The following is a 21,810-nucleotide window of genomic DNA, read 5'->3' as shown; positions in this document are numbered from 1 at the left end:
GAGAAGCGAGAAGCTCCCTCCTGTTGTGCTCAGGCGGGAGCTTTTTTTGCCGTTTTCCATCGATGTCTTTCGTTGTACACAGATGGGTATCATGTCTGTGGATATCCCGTGGATATTCGGGATAAGCATCGCCGTTGACGGCCTTTTTATGTGGATAACTTGTTGGTAAATTAAAAAAGGAGGGGATAACTCCCCTCCAGGATGTGTATAAACGGTGGGTAATGGGGATAGTCTACTGCACCATGCTGCGCAGCACGATAATCTCCACCCGCCGGTTCTGTTGGCGGTGCTCTTCCGTGTCATTATCCACAACCGGCCGCGTCTCGCCATAGCCCGCGATCTGGAACTGGTCGGCGTCCAGCTTCTTGTCATCGACGAAGAAGCGGAGGACGGACAGGGCCCGGGCTGCGGACAACTCCCAATTGTCCTTGTAGCGTCCGCCGGAAGCGAACGGCAGATTGTCCGTATGCCCTTCGATGCTGACCATCGTGTCCAGCTGCGGCAGCAGGGTAGCCAGCTTGTCGAGAGTCGGCAAGGCTTTGTCCTTCAGCTCGGCGCGGCTCAAATCGAACAGCAGCCGGTCGCTGAGCCGAATCGAGATCCCTTTGGGGATATCCGTCACTTCAATCTGACCGCCCAGATCGTTCTCGTTGATGTACTGCTGAATGACTCCCATGAAGTTCTTCAGCTGTTCTTCCTGCTTGCGGAACGCCAAGTCCTTGTCGGTCAGCACGCCGATGGCGACCGGCTTCTCTTCCTTGACTTCCCCGGAGCCCCCGTCCTCGGCGGTCTTCATCGCTCCGTTCTGGCTGGGCTTCGTATAGGCTCCGTCCAGGAGCCCCGCGCCTTGGTCCATCGGGGTGTTGCCGCTCTTGAACGATTGCTGGAGCGTCTCGGACAGCGACTGGTACTTGACGGCGTCTACCTGGCTCATGGCGTACATAATAACGAAGAAAATGAGCAGCAACGTAATCAAATCGGCATAGGTGATAAGCCAACGTTCATGATTGGTGGTCTCCTGGGCCCGTTGTCTACTTCTGCGTCTCATGGATCATCCCCCGCTTCATCAACGGATCCGCCTTGAGCGACTCGAACGCATCCTCGGCCAGCAGGAAGGAGCTCAGCTTTTTGCGGACAATCTGCGGGTTCTCTCCCGCCTGAACGGCGAGAATGCCGTACTCCATCATCTCCATGATGCGTATGTCGTCCGCGCTCCGCTCTTTAATCTTGCTCGCGATAGGCAGATAGATGACGTTGGCGGTTGCTACGCCATACAGGGTTGCCGTGAAGGCGACGGCAATCGAAGGTCCGAGCATGGAAGGATCGTTCAGGCTGCCGAGGACGTGAATCAGTCCCATGACCGTACCGAGGATCCCCATCGTCGGGGCGAAGCCGCCGGCGGCTTCGAATATTTTGGCATAGCCTTCGTGCTTCTCGGCTATCGCGTCCATCTCGAGCTCAAGCATCTGCTTCACCAGCTCCGGTTCCGTGCCGTCGATGACCATCATCATGCCGCTTCGCAAATATTCATTCTCGTGCCGCTGCACTGTGTCTTCCAGGGACAGCATTCCTTCGCGGCGGGCTACCGTGCTCAGGGCCACGATATCGTCAATGAGCTTCTCCGGCTGCGGCGCGCGGTGCGCGAAGGCCATCTTCAGCGCCTGGGGAATGCTGCGGAGCCGCTTGCCCGGGAAGCTGACGACGACTGCGGCGATGGTACCGCCGATAACGATGAGCGCCGCCGTTTTTTCCCATAGGCCGCCAATATTTCCGCCTTCCCACAAGAAACCGCCGATGAGCGCGGCTAATCCTGCGATAATCCCGATGACTGTCGTTTTATCCATCTTGTAATCCTCTCCCATTTAACATTTCCCATTTGCATCCATACCGTGAAAAGAGTATAATCGAAAGGGAACAAACATTCTTATTTATGGCTGTATATGACAGCCGAATGACGACGTAAGTGAGTTGTGTACTCTTTCACGTATAGAAGTTCGCGGGGGCGAGAAGGCCGTTCATGGGCGGAACGCCGCTTCTTTCCTCATGCTTGTCTGATCCTTTTATCGGGTCATTATCGGGTAAAGTTTAGGGAGCGGCAATTTACGCGGATTTTGGCCCGTTATTTGAGTCGGGAGACCTACAGAAGGGCTGGATTTGGGCCTGAGCAGGAACGGGTCCGGTCTGAAAGGCTTATCCCGGCGCCCAATTGATTATTATTTGGAAGAAAGTGCGGTGAAGCTATGGCGGAATGGGAAGTGTTGACGAAGCCGTTTGAGCTGGTATCGGAATTTGCGCCACAGGGGGATCAGCCGGGAGCGATCGACAAGCTGGTCGAAGGCGTGCATGAAGGCAAGCGCCATCAGACATTGCTTGGAGCGACGGGCACGGGGAAGACATTCACGATTGCCCAGACGATCGCCAAGCTGAACAAACCGACGCTGGTCATTGCCCACAACAAGACGTTGGCGGCCCAGTTGTGCAGCGAATTCCAGGAATTTTTCCCGAACAACGCTGTATCCTACTTCGTCAGCTATTACGATTACTATCAGCCGGAAGCGTACATTCCGTCTTCCGATACGTATATTGAGAAGGATTCGAGCATCAACGAGGAGATCGACAAGCTGCGCCACTCGGCGACGAGCTCGTTGTTCGAGCGGCGAGACGTTATTATCGTCGCCAGCGTGTCATGCATCTATGGCTTGGGATCTCCGATGGAATACGGGAATCTGGTCCTGTCCTTGCGGACGGGGATGGAGAAGCCGCGCAATGCGATTCTGGCCAAGCTGGTCGATATTCAGTATCAGCGCAACGATCTGAACTTCATCCGGGGCACGTTCCGGGTGCGCGGCGATGTCATTGAGATCTTCCCGGCCTCGAAGAGCGAGCATGCCGTCCGCGTTGAGCTGTTCGGGGATGAGATCGAGCGTATCACCGAGATTGACGTGCTCACAGGCGAGATTATCGGCGAGCGCGATCATATCGCGATCTTCCCGGCATCTCACTTCGTTACGGCGGAGGAGACGATGAAGATCGCATTGAAAAATATCGAGCGCGAGCTGGAGGAGCGGCTCGAGGAGCTGCGGAGCCAGGGCAAGCTGCTGGAAGCGCAGCGGCTCGAGCAGCGCACCCGGTACGACATCGAGATGATGCAGGAGATGGGCTTCTGCTCCGGCATCGAGAACTATTCCGGACCGTTGACGTTCCGGGAGCCCGGGGCGACGCCGTATACGCTGATGGACTACTTCCCGGATGATTTCCTCGTCGTCGTCGATGAGTCGCACGTGACGCTGCCGCAGATTCGGGGCATGTACAACGGGGACCGGGCGCGGAAGGAAGTGCTCGTGGAGCACGGGTTCCGGCTGCCTTCGGCCTTGGACAACCGGCCGCTTCGCTTCGAGGAATTCGAATCGAAGGTGCCGCAGGCCATCTATGTCTCGGCGACGCCGGGTCCTTATGAGCTGGAGCATTGCCCGACGATGATCCAGCAGATTATCCGGCCGACCGGCTTGCTTGATCCGGTCGTCGAGGTGCGGCCGACGAAGGGGCAGATCGACGATCTCCTTGAAGAGATTCGCCTGCGCCTGAAGAAGGACGAACGGGTGCTGGTCACCACCTTGACGAAGAAGATGGCCGAGGATCTGACCGATTATTTGAAGGAAATCGGAATCAAGGTCCGCTATCTTCACTCGGACGTCAAGACGCTGGAGCGGATGATGCTGCTTCGCGATTTGCGTCTTGGGGTATATGATGTGCTAATCGGGATTAACCTGCTAAGAGAAGGGCTCGATCTGCCGGAAGTGTCGCTTGTTGCCATATTGGATGCGGATAAGGAAGGATTCCTGCGCGCCGAGCGATCGCTCATTCAGACGATCGGGCGGGCGGCCCGGAATGCCGAGGGCCACGTCATCATGTACGCGGACAAGATGACCGAATCCATGGATAAGGCGATAAAGGAGACGGAGCGCCGCCGGACCATTCAGATGGCGTATAACGAGAAGCACGGCATTACGCCGCAGACGATTCGCAAGAAAATCCGCGAAGTCATCGAGGCGACGAAGACGGCGGAATCGAAGACGGGCTACGATGTCAGCGCGTCAGTGGATAAGATGTCGAAGAAGGATCGCCAGTCGGTCATTCAGCGGCTGGAGAAGGAAATGAAGGATGCGGCCAAGAACCTGCAGTTCGAGCGTGCGGCTGAACTGCGCGACGCCTTGATGGAATTGCGGGCGATGGATTAGAATTCAGAGGCTTGACGAGGTTCGAGTGGACCCGAAGCGGGAGGTTAAAACATTGGCGAGTGAACATATCGTGATCAAAGGGGCGAGGGCCCACAACCTGAAAAATATTGATGTAACGATTCCGCGCGACAAGTTCGTCGTGCTCACCGGATTGAGCGGCTCGGGCAAATCCTCGTTGGCGTTCGATACGATTTATGCCGAAGGCCAGCGCCGCTATGTGGAGTCGCTCTCCGCCTATGCGCGCCAGTTCCTCGGGCAGATGGAGAAGCCGGACGTAGATTCGATTGACGGCCTGTCGCCCGCCATCTCCATCGACCAGAAGACGACGAGCCGCAACCCGCGTTCCACCGTCGGAACGGTAACGGAGATTTACGACTATTTGCGGCTGTTGTACGCGCGGATTGGGCGGCCCCACTGCCCGGTGCACGGCCTCGAGATTACGTCGCAGACGGTTGAGCAGATGGTGGACCGCATTATGGCGTATCCGGAGCGGACCCGGCTGCAGATTCTGGCGCCGGTCATCTCCGGGCGCAAGGGCGAGCATAAGGGCGTTTTCGCCGACATTCAGAAGCAGGGCTTCGTGCGGGTTCGCGTAGACGGCGAGATTCGTGACGTGTCGGAGACGATCGAGCTGGAGAAGAACCGGAAGCATAATATTGAAGTGGTCGTCGACCGGATTGTCGTGAAGGACGATGTGCAGACCCGGCTAGCTGACTCGATCGAGACGGCTCTCCATATGTCGGGCGGGCGGATTATTGTCGATATCATCGGCGAAGAAGAGCTGGTCTTCAGCTCGAATCTGGCTTGTCCAGAGTGCGGCTTCAGCATTGATGAGCTGTCGCCGCGGATGTTCTCCTTCAACAGTCCGTTCGGCGCCTGCCCGGATTGCGACGGACTCGGGGTCAAGATGATCGTTGACCCCGAGCTGCTGGTTCCGGATTCACAGAAGACGATCGAAGACGGCGCGTTCGAGGCATGGGCAGGCAGCACGTCGAACTACTACCCGCAGTTCCTGCAGGCGGTATGCGAGCATTACAGCATACCGACAGACGTGCCCGTGTCGCAGTTGGAGCCGGAGCAGATGACGAAGCTGCTGCACGGCACGGGGGGAGAGAAGGTGCGCTTCCGCTACGAGAACGACTTCGGTCACAAGAAGGAAGCGCAGGTGGCGTTCGAAGGGATTATTCATAACCTGGAACGGCGTTACCGCGAGACGGCATCGGAAGGCATCCGCGAACATATTGAAGGTTTCATGAGCGCCAAGCCATGCGGTACCTGCAAAGGGCATCGGTTGCGGAAGGAAAGTCTCGCCGTGACTATCAATGATCAAAATATGGCGTATGTCACGGCGCTCTCTATCGGGGAGGCGCAGCGCTTCTTCTCGGGTCTGGAACTGACGGAGAAGGAGCAGCTGATCGCCCATCTCATTCTGAAAGAGATCAATGCCCGGCTTGGCTTCCTGGTGAACGTCGGGCTGGATTACTTGACGCTGAGCCGCGCGGCGGGAACGCTGTCCGGCGGCGAAGCGCAGCGCATACGGCTCGCGACCCAGATCGGCTCCAGCTTGATGGGCGTGCTGTATATTTTGGACGAGCCGAGCATCGGGCTGCATCAACGCGACAACGATCGCTTGATTCAGACGCTGGAGCATATGCGCGATCTTGGCAACACGCTTATCGTCGTCGAGCATGACGAGGACACGATGCTTGCGGCGGACCATATTATCGATATCGGTCCGGGCGCCGGCATTCACGGCGGGCAGGTTATTGCCGAAGGGACGCCGGAAGAGATCATGAAGGACAAGCATTCGCTTACCGGCCAATATTTGAGCGGGCGCAAGTTCATTCCGGTACCTGCGAAGCGCCGCGCGCCAGACGGCAGATGGCTCGAAATCGTCGGCGCCAAGGAGAACAATCTGCGCAGCGTGAACGTGAAGTTCCCGCTTGGCGTGTTCACGGCGGTGACCGGCGTATCCGGCTCCGGTAAATCGACGCTGGTGAACGAAATTCTGTATAAGACCTTGGCTAGAGATCTGAACCGGGCGAAGGTGCGTCCGGGCCAGTACAAGGAGATCCGCGGTCTCGATCATATCGACAAGGTCGTCGATATCGACCAGTCGCCGATCGGGCGGACGCCGCGCTCCAACCCGGCGACGTATACTGGCGTGTTCGACGATATCCGCGATCTGTTCTCGACGACGAATGAAGCGAAGATTCGCGGCTATAAGAAGGGCCGCTTCAGCTTCAACGTCAAGGGCGGCCGCTGCGAGGCATGCCGGGGCGACGGAATTATCAAGATTGAGATGCACTTCCTGCCGGATGTATACGTTCCTTGCGAGGTGTGCAAAGGCAAACGATACAACCGGGAGACGCTGGAAGTGAAATATAAAGGCAAGAGCATCGCTGATGTGCTGGAGCTGACGATCGAGGATGCGGCGGAGTTCTTCCAGAACGTGCCGCGCATTCATCGCAAAATCCAGACGCTGCTCGATGTCGGGCTCGGCTACATGAAGCTTGGCCAGCCGGCGACAACGCTGTCCGGTGGCGAAGCACAGCGGGTGAAGCTCGCGGCGGAGCTGCATCGCCGCAGCACAGGCAAGACATTTTACATTCTCGATGAGCCGACGACCGGTCTGCATGTCGCGGATATCGACCGTCTGCTGCAGGTGTTGCATCGCCTGGTGGATTCCGGCGAGACGGTGCTCGTAATCGAGCATAACCTCGACGTGATCAAGACAGCCGATTACTTGGTCGACCTCGGCCCGGAAGGCGGCAGCGGCGGCGGCACGATTGTGGCGACCGGCACGCCGGAGCAGGTCGTGAAGGTGGCAGGTTCCTACACGGGCCGTTACTTGAAGCCGATTCTGGAACGGGACCGGGAGCGGACCGCGCAGCTGGAGACGGCCTGCAGCGTGGCGCAGGAGGCATAAGCGCCACGGGTGCCTACTCATGCGCGGCATGCTGCTTTCACGATCCATCTATAAGTAGGGGTCCAACTTGCGAATATATAGAAGAGGCACAGCCCTGGATAAACTGTACCCTATCGAGTAGACACTTTAAAAAAGTCTCTCGATAGGGTACTTTTGTTTATAGCAGAAAAATGGGAATGAGGAAATATAATGAGCAAGAAATTATTTACAGATGAAGAAATCAAGCTGTTATCTAACAATCCTTATGTGAAGTCCGTTTCTTCAAAGGCAATCACGTATACGGATGCGTTTAAGCAATTGTTCATCTCAGAGAATAACAAGGGCAAACTGCCGAGAGAAATATTTGAAGAATGCGGTTTTGACGTAACCATCATTGGGATCCAAAGAGTCAGATCTTCGGGAAAGAGATGGCGTGCGAGTTACCAGGAGAACGGAGTTTTAGGTTTACAGGATACGAGAAGTAGATCATTAGGAAGACCCCTTAAACGGGAGCTGTCGCTGGAAGAGAAATATGCCAGGCTGGAGGCTCAGAATGCCTTGCTAAGAGCGGAGAACGAACTTTTAAAAAAGATTCGCTTCGCGGAAAGGGGGCAGAACAAAGAATAGCACTGCCACCTACCCAAAAATATGTCTTTATCCGTACCATCATCGAGAAATATCAACTCCACCGTATGGTCAACTATTTATGTAAAGTGTCCGAGGTTTCCAGAAGCGGATACTACAGGTACTGGTCTTCCGAAGCGAAGCAAAAGAGAAGCCAGAAGGAACAGCGGGATGAACAGCTAAGAGAAACGATCTTAAAAGCTTTCCATTTCAAAAGACGCAAGAAAGGGGCCCGTTCCATCAAGATGACATTGGAGGGGCAGTTTAAGGTTATCTATAATTTGAAACGGATTAGGAGGATTATGAAGAAATACGGTATTGTGTGCCCTTTCAGGAACGCCAATCCCTATAGACGGATGATGAAGGCTACTCAAGAGCACAGGATCGTTCCTAACCTGCTGAACCGGGAGTTTAAGCAGAAGATCTGACGGACATCACCTATTTATTTTACGGATCAGGCAAGAAAGCCTATTTATCAACTATCAAGGACAGTTCAACCAATGAAATCTTGGCATATCATGTGTCAGACCGAATCACGATGGATCTTGCGACAGATACCCTCCTGAAGCTTAAGAAAAACCGAAGGTTTAAGAAAGCAGATGGTGCCTTCATTCATTCTGACCAGGGATCTCATTATACAAATCCAGAATTTCAAAAAATGGTTAAGAAAATGAAATTGAAACAATCCATGTCCAGGCGGGGAAACTGCTGGGATAACGCCCCTCAGGAGTCCTTTTTTGGACATTTTAAAGATCAGGCCTCCATTAAACCTTGTTTGACTTTGGACGAGTTAAAACGGGAGATCAAGGACTATATGACTTATTACAACCACTACAGGTATCAATGGAATTTAAAAAAGATGACCCCTGTTCAATACAGAGATCATCTTCTTCAATCTGCCTAGACTTTTTTAAAATGTCCTTTACATGGGGGACAGTTTAGGATGGGGCTGTGCTTTTTTGCGGTGAAGTCCGTGTTTATTAAGTTCAAAAGCGGTTATTACACTACTTGCCGGCTATATGTTGAAAGCCTTACGTGCAGACTCCCCACGCCTCAGGTAGGTTCCAGTATGTTGAAAGCCTTATGTGCAAACTCCCCACGCCTCAGGTAGGTAGCAGTATGTGGCAAGCCTTACGGACAATCTCCCCAAGCCTCAGGTAAATGGTTATATGTTGAGGCCTTATGGATAGTCTCCCTTTGCGTCAGGTACCCGCTCTATCTTGTTAGTCGATCTAACCCTTCATCAGTAATCTCCCTTATGGTCAGAAATCTGGTTCATCACGACTTATTCTCAAATACACCATGCTCTTTTTGATGTAAAGCAAATCGTTATCTTGGCCTTGTGATGGAAGGAGAAGCTGATGGGGCCGAGGAGTTCTAACCGGTGATTATTTTCCTATTAGTGAATGGAAGAATATCGAGGTCCCTGACACAATGGGATAATGAAAATAAGAGACCGTGGCTACCTGACGCGATGGGATAATGAAAATAAGAGACCGTGGCTACCTGACTCGATGGGATAGTGAAATCAAGAGTCCGGGTCTACCTGACAGGGGGGATAGTGAAAATAAGAGCCTGGGGCATCTGACGCGACGGGATAGTAAAAAATAAGAATCCGAGTCACCTGACCCAATGGGAGAGTGGGCGTAAGGACAATAATAGGGAAGTCGATTTTCATTTCTGGAGGAAGTCAGGAGGGCGGTTTTTACTCCTTCACAATTCTGTCGTTGCATTTTACATTTTCAACCTATAATATGGAAGTGGAAATAAGTATTGTACAAAATTAACAAAATAACTAGCGGGAGCCTGCTGAAGCAAGCTGAGAGTACAACTAGTCTGTTGTTGACCGATTGAACCTGTTGGATAATGCCAGCGTAGGAAGCGAACATGAGGGAACATGTATTGGATTGGCCATGCATGTTTTTTCGCAAATGTTATTTGTTATCAAATGTCTAGCTAACTATGATTCTTTACGTCTTCTTTTTGATACTGCTTCATATTACCTCATGTCTATCGAGCAGAATGCTCGTTCTCGTGAAGCGAGAAGAATGTTCGTGCTCGATATGTTCCGTTCTTTGTGACCTTCCTGCAATGGTTTTGTCCTAACAGTCTAGCAATCTATGTAAAGACTCGATTCTATCGGCCTTCGCCAAGCTCCCGCTCGTGAGAAAGGTTGGATGGATCATGATCGTACATCAAGTGTCCGCGCTGATTGATAAGCTGCGGCAAGCTCGACCGCTCGTTCATAATATGACGAATGTGGTGGTGACGAATTTTACGGCGAACGGCTTGCTCGCGTTGGGGGCGTCGCCTGTCATGGCGTATGCGCGCGAAGAAGTGGCCGATATGGCGGCCATCGCCGGGGCGTTGGTGCTGAATCTGGGCACTCTCTCCGAGGATACCGTCGAGTCGATGATCGTCGCCGGACAGGCTGCTAATCGCCATGGAGTACCCGTGCTGCTCGATCCGGTTGGAGCAGGCGCGACGCGTTACCGGACGGCGTCTGCGCTGCGCGTGCTGCGGGAGGTGCAAGTGTCTCTTGTCCGCGGCAACGCTTCGGAATTGGCGAATCTGATTGGCGAACAGCGCGTCATCAAAGGGGTGGATGCGGGGGACTCGGCAGAGGACGAGCGAGTGGAGCTGGCGGTTCGCGCTGCCCGCAGCCTGCATACGGTCGTTGCCATTACGGGGCCGGAGGATGTCATTACCGACGGACAAGCCGGCTATATCGTGAAGGGCGGGCATCCTCTGCTGGCACAGGTCACGGGCGCGGGCTGCCTGCTGACGTCGGTGCTGGGGTCATTTGCCGCCGTGGAGCGGGATGTGCTGCTGGCGGGAGCTGCGGGGCTTGCCTTCTACGCCGCGGCTGCGTACGAAGCGGCGGCGCGGACGGAAGCAAACGGACCGGGAAGCTTCCAGATTGCATTCCTGGACGAGCTGTCCTGCTTGAACCGGGATTCGCTGAAAACACATACGGAAGTGAAGCCGTTCGAGCCCGCTTTAGCAAAGGAAGGTGAAGCGCGATGACCATATACAAGGCACTGACGATTGCCGGTTCGGACAGCGGCGGGGGAGCCGGGATTCAGGCCGACATCAAGACGTTCCAGGAACTCGGCGTATTCGGGATGTCGGCGATTGCGGCCATCACGATCCAGAATACGTTGGGCGTATCCGGGGTACATTCGATTCCGACCGAGGCTGTCATCGGACAAATGGATGCGATCGGATCCGATCTCCCCCCGGATGCCGTCAAGACAGGCATGCTGTTCAACAGGGAGATTATTATGGCGGTGGCTGACCGCATCGTGCGTTTCGGCTGGAAGGCCGTCGTGGTTGATCCGGTGATGATCGCCAAGGGCGGATCGGAGCTGCTGCAAAAAGAGGCGGTCGAAGCGTTGAAGGAGCACCTGCTGCCGCATGCTCTCGTCGTGACCCCCAATATCCCCGAGGCCGAGGTACTGACCGGGATTCCGATCCAGACGATGGAGGACCGGCGCGAGGCTGCCAAGCGGCTCAGCGATTGCGGCCCTGCATACGTCGTCATCAAAGGCGGTCACAGCGAGGGGGAAGACCTTGTGACGGACCTGCTCTATGACGGCGTGCAATTCACGGAGCTGCACGGGAAGCGGGTTCATACCCGCCATACGCATGGAACCGGGTGCACCTTCTCCGCAGCCATGGCGGCGGAGCTGGCCAAAGGATCGTCCGTCGCCGATGCCGTCGGCACCGCCCGCGCGTTCATCCAGGCGGCGCTGGAAGAGACGCTCGGCATCGGCCAAGGCCATGGGCCGACCAACCACTGGGCTTACGGCCGCAGAATGGCGGTGCGCTCATGAGCAGACTCCGGCCGGAAGAGATTCGGGCTCATCTGCGGCTTTACCTGGTCATGGGCAGCGTGAACTGCCGAATGGATCCAGTTCAGGTGGCTGAAGAAGCGTTGGCTGGCGGCGTGTCGGTCCTGCAATACCGCGAGAAGGGGACAGGGGCATTGACTGGCGACGACAAGAGGCGGCTGGGGGCCGAGCTGCAAGCGGTGTGCAAGCGGCACGGCGTTCCGTTCATCGTGAACGACGATCTGGAGCTCGCCCTGGAGCTTGGCGCCGACGGCATCCATATCGGGCAGCAGGATGAGCGGGCCGACCGCGTGCGGTCCCGCATTGGCGACCTCATGCTCGGCGTATCGGCGCACACGGTCGAGGAGGCGCGGCTGGCAATAGAGCAGGGAGCGGATTATTTGGGCATCGGCCCCATTTACCCGACCCAATCGAAGGAGGATGCGCTGGAAGCGCAGGGGCCCTCTATCATCGTAGACATCCGGGCGGCGGGCATCAATGTGCCGCTTGTGGGCATCGGCGGGATTACGCTCGCGAACGCCGGGGCGGTTCTGGAAGCGGGGGCGGATGGCATCGCTGTCATCTCGGCGCTGACGGGCTCGGACGATATTCGGGCGGCAGCGGCCAGCTTCCGCCGGTTGGGGCCGGGATAGGACCAGGGGCGAGCGAGCCACCGAGTCGGGGCAAGCTTAGTGGAGGGTCATAACGGGAGAGTATTGACTCGTTCAATTTTAAGGAAGGTGGAATCCAAGATGAGTGTCGTGAACGAAACGGGTACGAAGAAGCTGTTTTTGGCAGGGCCATTCAAGAGCTTGGTGGACGCGAAAACAGGCTGCATGCAGGAGAATGAACAACGCAAGCTGGTTCAACTCATCTCTTTTTTTGAAGCGAGAAATTATGATGTTCACAATGCCCATAAACGTGAGGGCTGGGGGAAAGACTTCATGACACCCGATCAATGCACGGCGATCGACTTCGAGGAAATTCGCGCCTGCGATCAGTTCGTCGCCTTTCCCGGCTGCCCGGCTTCTCCGGGGACGCATATCGAGATTGGCTGGGCCTCCGCTTTTGGCAAGCCGATCGTATTGCTGCTGGAGGAGGGGAAGGAGTATGCCTTCCTCATTCGGGGGCTTGGCCAGGTGGCCAACGTGACGTACATCTATTACCGGGAGGAACAAGACTATCTATCGGAATTGGAGCGGATGTTCGCCATTCCATAATAGAAGGGGGAGAGGCAAGTGCGCTTTGACCGTTTTCACGAAGCTTATCTGGCTACGCTGGACACCGTCGGCAGCCAGCCGCAGTTCCGCAATGCCCCGCGTGGCCATCAGAGCCGCGAGCGGCTGAATTATCAATTCGCCCTTGCGAATCCCGTAGAGCGTATCTGTTATTTGGCGAGCCGCCGCACGAATATCGTATTTAATTTTGCCGAGGCGCTGTGGTACTTGTCTGCCAGGGACGATCTGGACTTTATCGGTTACTACAATCGAAAAATGAGAGAGTACTCGATGAACGGCCAGACGCTTGCCGGAACAGCATACGGGCCTAAAATATTCCGCTTTGGATCCGGTCAAGTGAATCAATGGCAGCGGATCGCGCATTTGCTGGGCCGGGATGATCCCGATTCCAAGCGGGCGTTTATTCAAATTTTTGACGCCAATGAGGAGCTCGGCTCCGCCAATATCGATGTGTCCTGCACGTTGGGGCTGCAATTTTTCGTGCGGGAGCAAAAGCTGTATGCGATCGCCTACATGCGCGCGAACGATGCGTTCCGGGGGATGGTCAGCGATGTGTTCTCGTTCACGTTTATACAGGAGCTGCTCGCGAGAGAATTGGGGCTGGAGCTAGGCGATTATTATCATGTTGTCGGCTCGGTACATATCTATCAGCCGGATGACGAGGCGGTGGAGAGGGTGCTGGCCGAAGCCGCATCCGGTACAAAGGGGCAGAGGGATGAATTTCCGGTCATGCCTTCCGGCAATCCTTGGCCTTATCTGGAGACGGTCCTGGAATATGAATCGCTATTGAGAGAAGATTGCGTCACCTTGTCGGGTCCGGACATCGAAGCGCTGGATCTGCCTGTGTACTGGCAGCAGGTGCTGCTGCTGTTCAGCTTCTACCAGTCTGTCGCTTACAGCAGGCCTGCGGACGCTTCTGTGCTCCATGCGTTGTGTCCGCTCTATCAGCGGCTGCTGCATCACAAATGGCCGCGTCAGACGAAGACTCCGCTTTTTGAGCATCAATAGCAGAAATAGGGGGAATTACGATGCAGACTTCCTGGAAGGAAGAGGACGTGGCGAAGCAGTTCGAAGCGTATAACGACATTTTGGAGCAGACATTGGGGTTCCGCTTCGTGTTCGATCTATTGAAGACCGTTCCCGCGGGCAAACGGGTGCTGGATTATGGCTGCGGTCCCGGGAAAGTGTCTTACCGCTTGGCGGAAACGTCCGATGTGCAAGTGATCGCTGTCGATGAATCGAGGAATATGCTCGATATCGCCATGCAGAAACGCTCTCACCCCCGGGTAGACTACCGCCACATCGAGCAGGATCGGTTAACGTTCCTGGAAGACAACTCGGTAGATGGGGCCATGACCTGCTATGTTTTCATCAATACGAGCAGCCGAGAGAGAATCGCGCGCATTATCGGTGAGATTCATCGGGTGCTGGCTCCGGGCGCTTCTTATGTCATTTTGGATACGCATCCGGATTCGACGGGGATTGATTTCTCGACATTCCGCAACGGGGTTCCGGGGAAAGCCTACGGGCATGGCGAAGCCCGGCAAGAATGGCTCCATCTTCCGAACGGCGAGGATATGATTCTCCATGATTTCCACTGGCCTAAGGAGATGTACCGCGAGCTACTGGAAGATGCCGGCTTCGGGCATATCGAATGTATAGAGCCCACGTTGCGCGATATTCCGCCGGAGGAGTTAAGAAGAATTGAGCAGGAGAGCCGGTTCGATCAATGGAAAATGGAGCGGGATTATCCGCCCTTCCTTATTTACCGGGCAGTCAAAGAGGCGTGAATGTAAGGAGGAACGACGTGTTATTCGATGCATTTGACGTGTTTTTGTTTGATTTGGACGGCGTCATCTATGTCGGACCGGAGGCTTTGCCCGGTGCAGTCGAAGCGCTGGAACGTTTGCGCTCCGGGGGCAAGACGATCCGATTCCTGACCAATAATCCCTGTATGACGCGGGAGCAGACCGCAGCCAGGCTGAACCGTCTAGGAATTGAAGCCGGGACGGACGAAGTCATCTCCTCGGGCTGGGCAACAGCGCGTTGCCTGCGGGAACGGCAGGTGGGTTCTGTATATGTGCTCGGGGATGAGCATCTGGAGCGGGAGTGCCGGGAGGCCGGCCTTGACATTGTGGACGTGAACGACGCCGAGGCCGTCGTGGTCGGCTGGAGCGACGATCTGACGCTGCGGGACATTCAAAAAGCAGTGACGCGCATTGCGAATGGCGCACAGTTCTTCGCCACCAATGCCGATTGGAGCTTCCCGGGGCCTGATGGGCCCATGATGGCAGTCGGGACGGCCGTGGAAGCTATCAAGATGGCTTCGGGCAAGACGCCGTATATCGTAGGCAAGCCCTATCCTTATATGTTCCGGCAGGCGCTGCAGCAGGTGGAGGACTGGTCCCGGGCCGTCATGTTCGGGGATACGCCAGATGCGGATATCGTGGGCGCGCACCGGATAGGCATCTCGGCGGTTCTTATATCCAGCGGGCCGTATTCCGGATATTCGTCTGCCCGGGATTACCGCAAGCCCGATGCGATTATTCCCGATTTGCGCAGCCTGTGGGATGAAGACCTGCGTCTGGAGCGTTGGGTCCCGCCCGCTTTTCCTTGGCCGGACGATATCAAGCCTGGAGTGGCGGGCATCGTCATGGACGAACGCGGCAGGGTTCTCCTGATGAAGCGTTCAGATAACGGTTGCTGGGGAGTTCCGTCGGGTCATGTGGAGCGGGGGGAGAGCGTTGAGGAGGCGATCGTGCGGGAAATCCGCGAAGAGACCGGATTGCAGGTGGAAGTCAAGCGGTTGGTCGGCCTATACTCCGATCCCGAGTCGCAAGTGTTCACCTATCCAAATGGAGCGGTCAGCCACTTCGTGACGGCATGCTTTCGCTGCGAAACGGTGGGAGGAACGCTTGTCAGAACGGGGGACGAGACGTTGGATGTCAACTATTTCGAGGTGGACCGGCTGCCGGACCATATGCTCGCGATGCATCCCCGGTGGATCGCGGATGCCTTGGCGGAGGAATCGCTTTGCATTTTCCGTTAGAACGAATCTATTAAGTTAGCAAAGCAAGTTCCATTTTAATAGAGGCGGTGATTAGGAGATGTCAAAGGTAAAAGGCTTCATTTATAAGCAATTCATGATTGTGCTGGCATTGCTGCTCGTAGTCGTTGGTCCGGCCGGAGCCGGGGCGGCCCAGTCCGATGCGCCTTCGGATATTACGCTGAAGGTGGCGATCTATCCGTATGTGCCCGATCCTTCCCGTTTCCAGGCGGCCGTCCTTGACCAGTGGCAGCGCCAGGAGCCTGGCGTCAAGCTGGAGTTTACGGAATGGGATTCCTACTCCGAGGATCCGCCGGATGATTTGGATGTGTTCGTGCTGGATTCGATTTTTCTAAGCCATTTTGTCGATGCAGGGTATCTCCTGCCCTTCGGCAGCCAGGATATCGACCAGGCGGAGGATGTGGTCCCTTTTGCTCTGCAAGGAGCGAAGCGCAACGGCAAGGTCTACGGCCTTCCGCAAATTTTATGCACGAACCTGCTGTTTTACCGGAAAGGCGATTTGAAGCTAGGGCAAGTCAACAATATCTATGAGCTGTACAAAAAAATAGGAACCAACCCCTCCGAGCAGATTCCGCCTCCGAAAAATAAGGGCTTGTTAATTAATATGGCGGGCGGGACGACGAAGGCGAGCATGTATTTGGAGGCGCTTATCGATGTGACCGGCCAGTATACGGAATATGATATTCTTCCGCCGCTGGATCCCCTGAATGACAAGGTTATTCGCGGCTTGCGGCTGCTGATCGATATGGCGGGGGAAAAGCCGTCGCAGTATGCTCCTGAGGATGGCGACTCCTATGTAAGAGCGTCGTGGTTCGCGGAAGGCAGCGGACGGGCCTTCATCGGCTACAGCGAGTCGATGATGCGCATGGGCGAGTATGCTGATCAGGTCCAGTTCAAGACGATTTCCTCATCGGCGGGGCAGGACATCCCTCTGTTCTACAGCGATGTCGTGAGCGTGAACTCCAAGACGGTCTATCCGGAGCTAGCCCAAAAACTGGCGAATATTATGGCTTCCGCGGATACGGTAGAGCAAGCTCTGCGCCCGCAGGCCGATGGCCAATATCCACAGTATCTGTTGCCTGCCCGGCATCAGGTATATGAGGCATTGATGCAAGATTATCCGATTTATTCCGAATTGTCGCGTATCGTGAACCAGCCGTCGAATCGAGTGTTCCGGCTTGGGCCTGAAGTGCGCACGTGGCTGAAGGATGCCAAGCAAGTGCTGCCCGAAGCGCTCGGCTTGACGGACGTCTCAAGCCTGGCGAGCTAAAGCTTCCATATCCCCCTCCATCCGGCGCGTACGGGAGAGGGGGATTGTTGTTTGTGCGAGGGCGGGAAGGAAGCTGGAGCTTGATGAAGCCATGAAAAAGCAGCCGTGAAAAGAGGAAAAAAGGGCCCGGCGACGAATGTAGTTGTCAATACAGAGGAGAGGTTGATGCAGATGGTTCAGTTGAGCGCGGGAGAGCGCAGCGCCCGGGTCCGTGGCATTCTGTTCGACAAGGACGGCACGCTGCTGCAATTTATGAGCTTGTGGGGTTGGTGGGCTGAGAAGGTGCTTCACGACCTGGAGCAGGAGTTGAAAAAAGAGGGCGGCTCCCTGCCGGAGCAGCCTGGATATATATTAGGGGTTATTATTGAAGAGGATGGTTCGATTCGGAGGCATGACCGCCAGGGAGCGCTCGCGATGGGCTCCCCGTCGCAAATGATCGGCATCGCCACGTATTTGCTCCATCGGACAGGGGTGCCGTGGAATGAAGCGTTGCGGCGCGTTACCGCTGTCTTCGAGAACGCGAACGAGCAGGTGCTCGAGCAAGCCAATATCGTGCCGATTACCGGTACGGTCGCATTTCTGGACCGCTGCAAGGCGTTGGGATTGACGTTGGCCGTCGTCACGGCCGATGACAAGGGACCGTCAGAGCAGCATCTGGAGAAGATGGGGATTCGCCATTATTTCGATGCGGTCATCGGCGACGATTGCGTGGAGCGGGGCAAGCCATTCCCGGATATGGTCGAGCTGGCCTGCCGCGAGATCGGCTTGAAGCCGGATGAAGTCGCCGTCATCGGCGACTCGATCGGCGACATGGAGATGGGACGCAGCGCCGGCGTGGCGCTGAACATCTTCATTGATGAAGAGCGCGCCTTCACCGATGCGCCGGCCGCCGCCGATGCGATGATTCGCGCCTATGATGAGATTGGGCTGCAATCGTAGGTGGATCGGGATGTGTTGAGAAAAATATCCCCCTCGTTCCGAGATTGGTGAACGAGGGGGATTGTTGTTGTGTAATGTAGATGATTGCATTCGGATTGTTCGTGATTGCGCTGCTGTCCTTCTCTAACAAGAAGTAGACCTCCCTGAGCTTGTCGGCCTGGAGGTCTACTCTCTGAATCATGGTCGACTGCCTAACAGGCAATCTATTGCAAGACCGTAGATGTTCCAGCATCTGCGGTCTTTTTTAGTGTATTCATGCGCTGTTCCAAATAAACATATCGCTATAAAAATAATACCATAGATAAAAATAAATAGGAAGATGGACTGCAACAATTGCCGCCCTTTCCCGGGCTTGGCCGTTACGACGTGAGTGCGGGGGAAGCGAGCACCTCCGTCAGCTTCGCCTGGAAGGCTTCCGCGCCGACGCGGAGGAAGAAGGCGTGGAACGATTCCTGCCCGTTCCGCTCCTCTTTGTAGAAGCGGAGGAGCTGCTCCAGGACGTAAGGCACGTCGTCGCCCCGGACCCGGCCCTTGAGCGCCGTGTTGAAGCGGGCGCCCGGACCGAGGATGCCGCCGACGGCGATGTCGAAGGCGTCGACCATGCCCTGCTCGGTCTTGATGAGCGAGCCTTGCAGGCCGATGTCGGCGACATGCTTCTGGCCGCAGGAGTTCGGGCAGCCGATGAAATGAATCCGCACCTTTTCGTTCAAATCGCCAACATTATCGTCCAGGTATTGGGCTACGCGACGGGCCCGTTCCTTCGTCTCGACGATGGCCAGGTTGCAGAACTCGTTGCCCGTGCAGGAGACGGTGCGGCTCATGAACGGCCGCGGATACGGTGTCAGGCGCTCGAGCACCGGCAGCGCCAGCACCGTGTCCAGCGACTGCTCCGGAATGCCGGTCAGGATGATGTTCTGCGACATCGTCGTGCGTAGCGTGCCGTCGCCATACCGTTCCGCAGCGTCCGCCAGCTCCTCGAACTCATCGGCGTCAAGCCGGCCGACGGGGACATTCAGGCCGATGTAGTGAAGCCCCGGCTGCTTCTGCGGGTGGACGCCATCGAAATAAGCGGCTTGCCAGCCGGCAATCCGGTCTTCCCCCCGGGAAGGCAACTTGCCGATCAATTCCTCCAGATGAGCTTGGAATTTTTCGATTCCCCAAGCCGCGATCAGGAATTTCAGGCGGGCTTGGTGACGCTTCTCGCGGAACCCGTAATCGCGGAACAACGTCGTGACGCCGATGGCTACCTTGAGCACCTCTTCCGGGCGGACGAACAGGTCGAGCTGCTGCGTCAAATACGGCTTCGCCGACAATCCGCCGCCGACCCAGGCGTGGAAGCCGATGACTTCCTCTCCATCGATCTGCTTCGCGGCCGGGGTGAAGGCGAGGTCGTTAATTTCCGCATGCGCGTTATTATAGATGTTGGATGAAATGGACATTTTGTATTTGCGCGGCAGGTTCGAGAAATCCCGGTTCAGCAGGAAGAAATCATTCACCTCATTAACTAATTGGGTCGTGTCCATCAGCTCATCCGGGTCAATGCCTGCAAGCGGGTTGCCGACGATTGTCCTCGGGCAGTCGCCGCAAGCTTCATAGGAGTACAAGCCGACGGCTTCCAGCCGCTTGAAAATGTCCGGCAGATGCTCGACGCGCAGCCAATGGTACTGTACGGCCTGGCGCGTCGTCACATCGATCAGACCGCGTCCGTACAGTCTGGCGATCTCCGCCAAGGTCCGGGCTTGAGCCGTCTGCAATATGCCGGAAGGGATGCGGATGCGCATCATGAAATGGCCGTCCTTCGGCTTTTGCTCGTAGACGCCGGCCCATTTAAACCGGTTTTTGTCATCCTCCGGTATGGACTCATAGCCCTGCTCGGCATAGGTCTCAATGATGTCGCGGATCACGTCCAGCCCGTCCTTTTCCATCTTAATAAATTCAAACTTGTTCAACTTCGAAGGGTCCTTCATCCATACCGGTTCGTACGCCATTATGCTATCCCCCGCCCTATAAATTTAATAATTCCGATATAAATAGTGTGAATTAATTGGTGACATCGTACCACATTTCCTGGGGAGCGACAATAAAAACAGCAAAAAACAGGAATTACTTTTTCTAATGAATCCCATTTGAATTGGTTATAATTGGCGAGCGAGAATGTTAGCTATGACATGGTTCATCTGTAAATAGCATTCGGACCAGAAAACTTGAAAAATTCGTGACAATCTTGTTAAATATAGAGGAGAAGTATTGCAACTCATGCTGGGTAAATATAACATAAGGGAAGATAGGCAAAATGCGCGTGTAGAGGGAGGTCGCACCATGTTTCTGGCCGAAGGAGCAGAGCAGACTGAGAGTCTGTTTCAATTTTTTGACATCTTCATGATTGTGTTCACATTAATCTTGATTTGGGCGGTATTCCGTCAAATTAAGCAGCGTCCGCGCAATAAGTTTGCGATTGGATTTGCTGTAGTCAGCTTGATTGTCTTTTTGATTGCAGACGTGAAGATGATTTCTGGTTGGTAACATACAGCTACATAATAGTTAAGCGGTTTCAATGGGGATTCCGAGCTCCGCACACATACGAACAGCGAACAGACAGGCTCTTTGATGTAGATCATCAAAGGGCCTTTTTTTTCGCCGTTTGGGCGGTGAGGTGGCGAGGAAGAAGTTTTTTGCCATAAAGAGAAGAGAATGAAAGCAGACCATGCCAGGGCGAAGGGGCTGTGCTGCGGGGTATTGGCCCTGTCGGTTCTGTACGACGTATCCCGCACACCAGAAATGGTGGAATAGTTCGAAAAGGTCCTGGACTCGTTCCGGTTCACCAAACCATAATAATAGGAAGCAAAGATGCTGTGCCGTGGGGCATGGCGTCTTTTTGTATGTGGGGACAGGGATTGTCGCAGGGTAGCGTTGTTGTGGGGTACCGGCATCGATGCTGCGGAGGAGCGTTGCCTAGAGCGGGAGTGCAGACGGAGTCGGGATAGGCGCAGGCTAAGGAGTTGTAAGGGATGAGGAGGGTTGAGAAGTAGCGCTCTGTAGTTGCTGGCTGTTGGGATTTTTGGGGGAGTGTTGTGCTCTTAGCATCAATATCCCATCGGTTCAGGGAGGCAGTGGGGAATGAACGCTTTTGCGATACAGGCAACGGTGATGAACAGGTGCAGCGTGCTTCTTTTCTCCATTCTCCCATCGGGTCAGGGAACGAGGATGTATATAAAGCCTGCTGCTAAATGTTTAAGGCCGAGATAGAACGCAGCTGTAGTTTTTGAGACGTGGTAGAAGAGGCTGGCTGCTCTATTTTCTGGACAGGGAGGGCAGAATGGATATAGGTATTCGAGTTCTTTTAACCAAACTCCCCGTCCCTCAGGAAGAAAAGTCCCCCTATCGGTTGTTCATTGCTGCGGCTTGGCAGGAGAAGAGTGTTCTATTGATTTTATATGAAGGCAGGGACAGATGGTTCGGGAGACATAGAAACAGGATGTAATCCAGGAGCTGTTGTGCGGGAGGCACGTCGTTTGTCTGAGCGATGGGAGAGGGAGCGGGAGAAGGCAGATAGAGGGGCTTGGATCGCTGCTAGACATGGTGCAAATCGCAGGGGAGGAAGATATCGCCGCTACTGGAGTTTTGGCCGAAAGACCGCTATACTATGTAAGGCATCTTCGATGTCTGGCCTTGTTGAGTAGTAGGCAGAGTTGA

17 protein-coding genes and 1 pseudogene are annotated in these 21,810 nt (G+C 55.1%); 15 read left to right on the top strand and 3 right to left on the bottom strand.

The features are described from left to right. Positions 1–232: 232 nt before the first annotated feature. Both NNL35_RS00125 and NNL35_RS00120 read right to left on the bottom strand, forming a co-directional pair. Positions 233–1,048 (bottom strand): OmpA/MotB family protein, encoded by an 816-nt coding sequence (locus tag NNL35_RS00125; protein WP_006674739.1) that lies wholly within the window; start codon positions 1,046–1,048, stop codon positions 233–235. Further along, positions 1,032–1,844 (bottom strand): flagellar motor protein, encoded by an 813-nt coding sequence (locus NNL35_RS00120; protein ID WP_040729640.1) that lies wholly within the window; start codon positions 1,842–1,844, stop codon positions 1,032–1,034. Before NNL35_RS00120 ends, NNL35_RS00125 begins: the two co-directional genes overlap by 17 nt. Before the next feature lie 396 nt (positions 1,845–2,240). Between NNL35_RS00120 and uvrB the strand changes: the two genes are divergently transcribed. The 14 genes and pseudogenes from uvrB to NNL35_RS30580 all read left to right on the top strand — a co-directional run bounded on the left by uvrB (position 2,241) and on the right by NNL35_RS30580 (position 18,254). Then, positions 2,241–4,238, top strand: a complete 1,998-nt coding sequence (uvrB, locus tag NNL35_RS00115) for an excinuclease ABC subunit UvrB (RefSeq protein ID WP_040729571.1) — start codon at positions 2,241–2,243, stop codon at positions 4,236–4,238. Between the two features lie 52 nt (positions 4,239–4,290). Continuing rightward, positions 4,291–7,167, top strand: coding sequence for an excinuclease ABC subunit UvrA (uvrA, locus tag NNL35_RS00110; protein WP_006674736.1), 2,877 nt, complete (start codon positions 4,291–4,293; stop codon positions 7,165–7,167). Between the two features lie 189 nt (positions 7,168–7,356). Continuing rightward, a pseudogene (locus NNL35_RS00105) lies at positions 7,357–8,674 on the top strand (IS3 family transposase). 946 nt (positions 8,675–9,620) lie between these two features. Next, positions 9,621–9,851, top strand: coding sequence for a hypothetical protein (locus tag NNL35_RS30795; RefSeq protein WP_476703979.1), 231 nt, complete (start codon positions 9,621–9,623; stop codon positions 9,849–9,851). A 103-nt stretch (positions 9,852–9,954) separates the two neighbouring features. After that, positions 9,955–10,797 carry a hydroxyethylthiazole kinase gene (gene thiM / locus NNL35_RS00100; RefSeq protein WP_006674734.1) on the top strand — a complete coding sequence of 281 codons (843 nt, stop codon included), beginning with the start codon at positions 9,955–9,957 and terminating at the stop codon, positions 10,795–10,797. Continuing rightward, positions 10,794–11,606 (top strand): bifunctional hydroxymethylpyrimidine kinase/phosphomethylpyrimidine kinase, encoded by an 813-nt coding sequence (gene thiD / locus NNL35_RS00095; RefSeq protein WP_006674733.1) that lies wholly within the window; start codon positions 10,794–10,796, stop codon positions 11,604–11,606. Before thiM ends, thiD begins: the two co-directional genes overlap by 4 nt. Beyond that, on the top strand, positions 11,603–12,256 hold the full coding sequence (gene thiE / locus NNL35_RS00090; RefSeq protein ID WP_006674732.1) for a thiamine phosphate synthase: 654 nt from the start codon (positions 11,603–11,605) through the stop codon (positions 12,254–12,256). The genes thiD and thiE overlap by 4 nt, the downstream gene beginning before the upstream one ends. Positions 12,257–12,355: 99 nt before the next feature. Next, positions 12,356–12,823 carry a nucleoside 2-deoxyribosyltransferase gene (locus NNL35_RS00085; RefSeq protein ID WP_006674731.1) on the top strand — a complete coding sequence of 156 codons (468 nt, stop codon included), beginning with the start codon at positions 12,356–12,358 and terminating at the stop codon, positions 12,821–12,823. An 18-nt stretch (positions 12,824–12,841) separates the two neighbouring features. Then, positions 12,842–13,849 (top strand): thymidylate synthase, encoded by a 1,008-nt coding sequence (locus tag NNL35_RS00080; protein WP_006674730.1) that lies wholly within the window; start codon positions 12,842–12,844, stop codon positions 13,847–13,849. Positions 13,850–13,869: 20 nt separating this feature from the next. Further along, on the top strand, positions 13,870–14,631 hold the full coding sequence (locus NNL35_RS00075; protein ID WP_006674728.1) for a class I SAM-dependent methyltransferase: 762 nt from the start codon (positions 13,870–13,872) through the stop codon (positions 14,629–14,631). Positions 14,632–14,648: 17 nt separating this feature from the next. After that, on the top strand, positions 14,649–15,890 hold the full coding sequence (locus NNL35_RS00070) for an HAD-IIA family hydrolase (RefSeq protein ID WP_006674727.1): 1,242 nt from the start codon (positions 14,649–14,651) through the stop codon (positions 15,888–15,890). 58 nt (positions 15,891–15,948) lie between these two features. Further along, on the top strand, positions 15,949–17,178 hold the full coding sequence (gene bcmE / locus NNL35_RS00065; protein WP_254552817.1) for a thiamine pyridinylase: 1,230 nt from the start codon (positions 15,949–15,951) through the stop codon (positions 17,176–17,178). 105 nt (positions 17,179–17,283) lie between these two features. Then, a complete protein-coding gene (locus tag NNL35_RS00060; RefSeq protein WP_254552815.1) occupies positions 17,284–18,117 on the top strand; it encodes an HAD family hydrolase in 834 nt (277 codons plus the stop codon). 80 nt (positions 18,118–18,197) lie between these two features. After that, a complete protein-coding gene (locus NNL35_RS30580; protein ID WP_220084700.1) occupies positions 18,198–18,254 on the top strand; it encodes a putative holin-like toxin in 57 nt (18 codons plus the stop codon). Between the two features lie 222 nt (positions 18,255–18,476). Here the strand turns inward: NNL35_RS30580 and NNL35_RS00055 are convergent, their stop codons facing one another. Beyond that, positions 18,477–20,105 (bottom strand): nitrite/sulfite reductase, encoded by a 1,629-nt coding sequence (locus NNL35_RS00055; protein ID WP_006674723.1) that lies wholly within the window; start codon positions 20,103–20,105, stop codon positions 18,477–18,479. A 268-nt stretch (positions 20,106–20,373) separates the two neighbouring features. On the opposite strand from NNL35_RS00055, the gene NNL35_RS00050 reads away from it, so the two are divergent. Next, positions 20,374–20,640, top strand: a complete 267-nt coding sequence (locus NNL35_RS00050; RefSeq protein WP_006674722.1) for a hypothetical protein — start codon at positions 20,374–20,376, stop codon at positions 20,638–20,640. Positions 20,641–21,810: the final 1,170 nt, after the last annotated feature.

Source organism: Paenibacillus dendritiformis (assembly GCF_945605565.1).
GTDB classification, from domain to species: domain Bacteria; phylum Bacillota; class Bacilli; order Paenibacillales; family Paenibacillaceae; genus Paenibacillus_B; species Paenibacillus_B dendritiformis_A.
The sequence above is the reverse complement of the archived record's forward strand: the minus strand, read 5'-3'. Positions and strand labels throughout refer to the sequence as shown.

What these genes read in the sequence shown, in the direction of transcription:
- NNL35_RS00125 (WP_006674739.1), bottom strand. Translation starts at nt 1,048, where the DNA reads ATGAGACGCAGAAGTAGACAACGGGCCCAGGAGACCACCAATCATGAA.
- NNL35_RS00050 (WP_006674722.1), top strand. Translation starts at nt 20,374, where the DNA reads ATGCTGGGTAAATATAACATAAGGGAAGATAGGCAAAATGCGCGTGTA.
- uvrB (WP_040729571.1), top strand. Translation starts at nt 2,241, where the DNA reads ATGGCGGAATGGGAAGTGTTGACGAAGCCGTTTGAGCTGGTATCGGAA.
- thiD (WP_006674733.1), top strand. Translation starts at nt 10,794, where the DNA reads ATGACCATATACAAGGCACTGACGATTGCCGGTTCGGACAGCGGCGGG.
- NNL35_RS00120 (WP_040729640.1), bottom strand. Translation starts at nt 1,844, where the DNA reads ATGGATAAAACGACAGTCATCGGGATTATCGCAGGATTAGCCGCGCTC.
- bcmE (WP_254552817.1), top strand. Translation starts at nt 15,949, where the DNA reads ATGTCAAAGGTAAAAGGCTTCATTTATAAGCAATTCATGATTGTGCTG.
- thiE (WP_006674732.1), top strand. Translation starts at nt 11,603, where the DNA reads ATGAGCAGACTCCGGCCGGAAGAGATTCGGGCTCATCTGCGGCTTTAC.
- thiM (WP_006674734.1), top strand. Translation starts at nt 9,955, where the DNA reads ATGATCGTACATCAAGTGTCCGCGCTGATTGATAAGCTGCGGCAAGCT.
- NNL35_RS00085 (WP_006674731.1), top strand. Translation starts at nt 12,356, where the DNA reads ATGAGTGTCGTGAACGAAACGGGTACGAAGAAGCTGTTTTTGGCAGGG.
- NNL35_RS00075 (WP_006674728.1), top strand. Translation starts at nt 13,870, where the DNA reads ATGCAGACTTCCTGGAAGGAAGAGGACGTGGCGAAGCAGTTCGAAGCG.
- NNL35_RS00055 (WP_006674723.1), bottom strand. Translation starts at nt 20,105, where the DNA reads ATGGCGTACGAACCGGTATGGATGAAGGACCCTTCGAAGTTGAACAAG.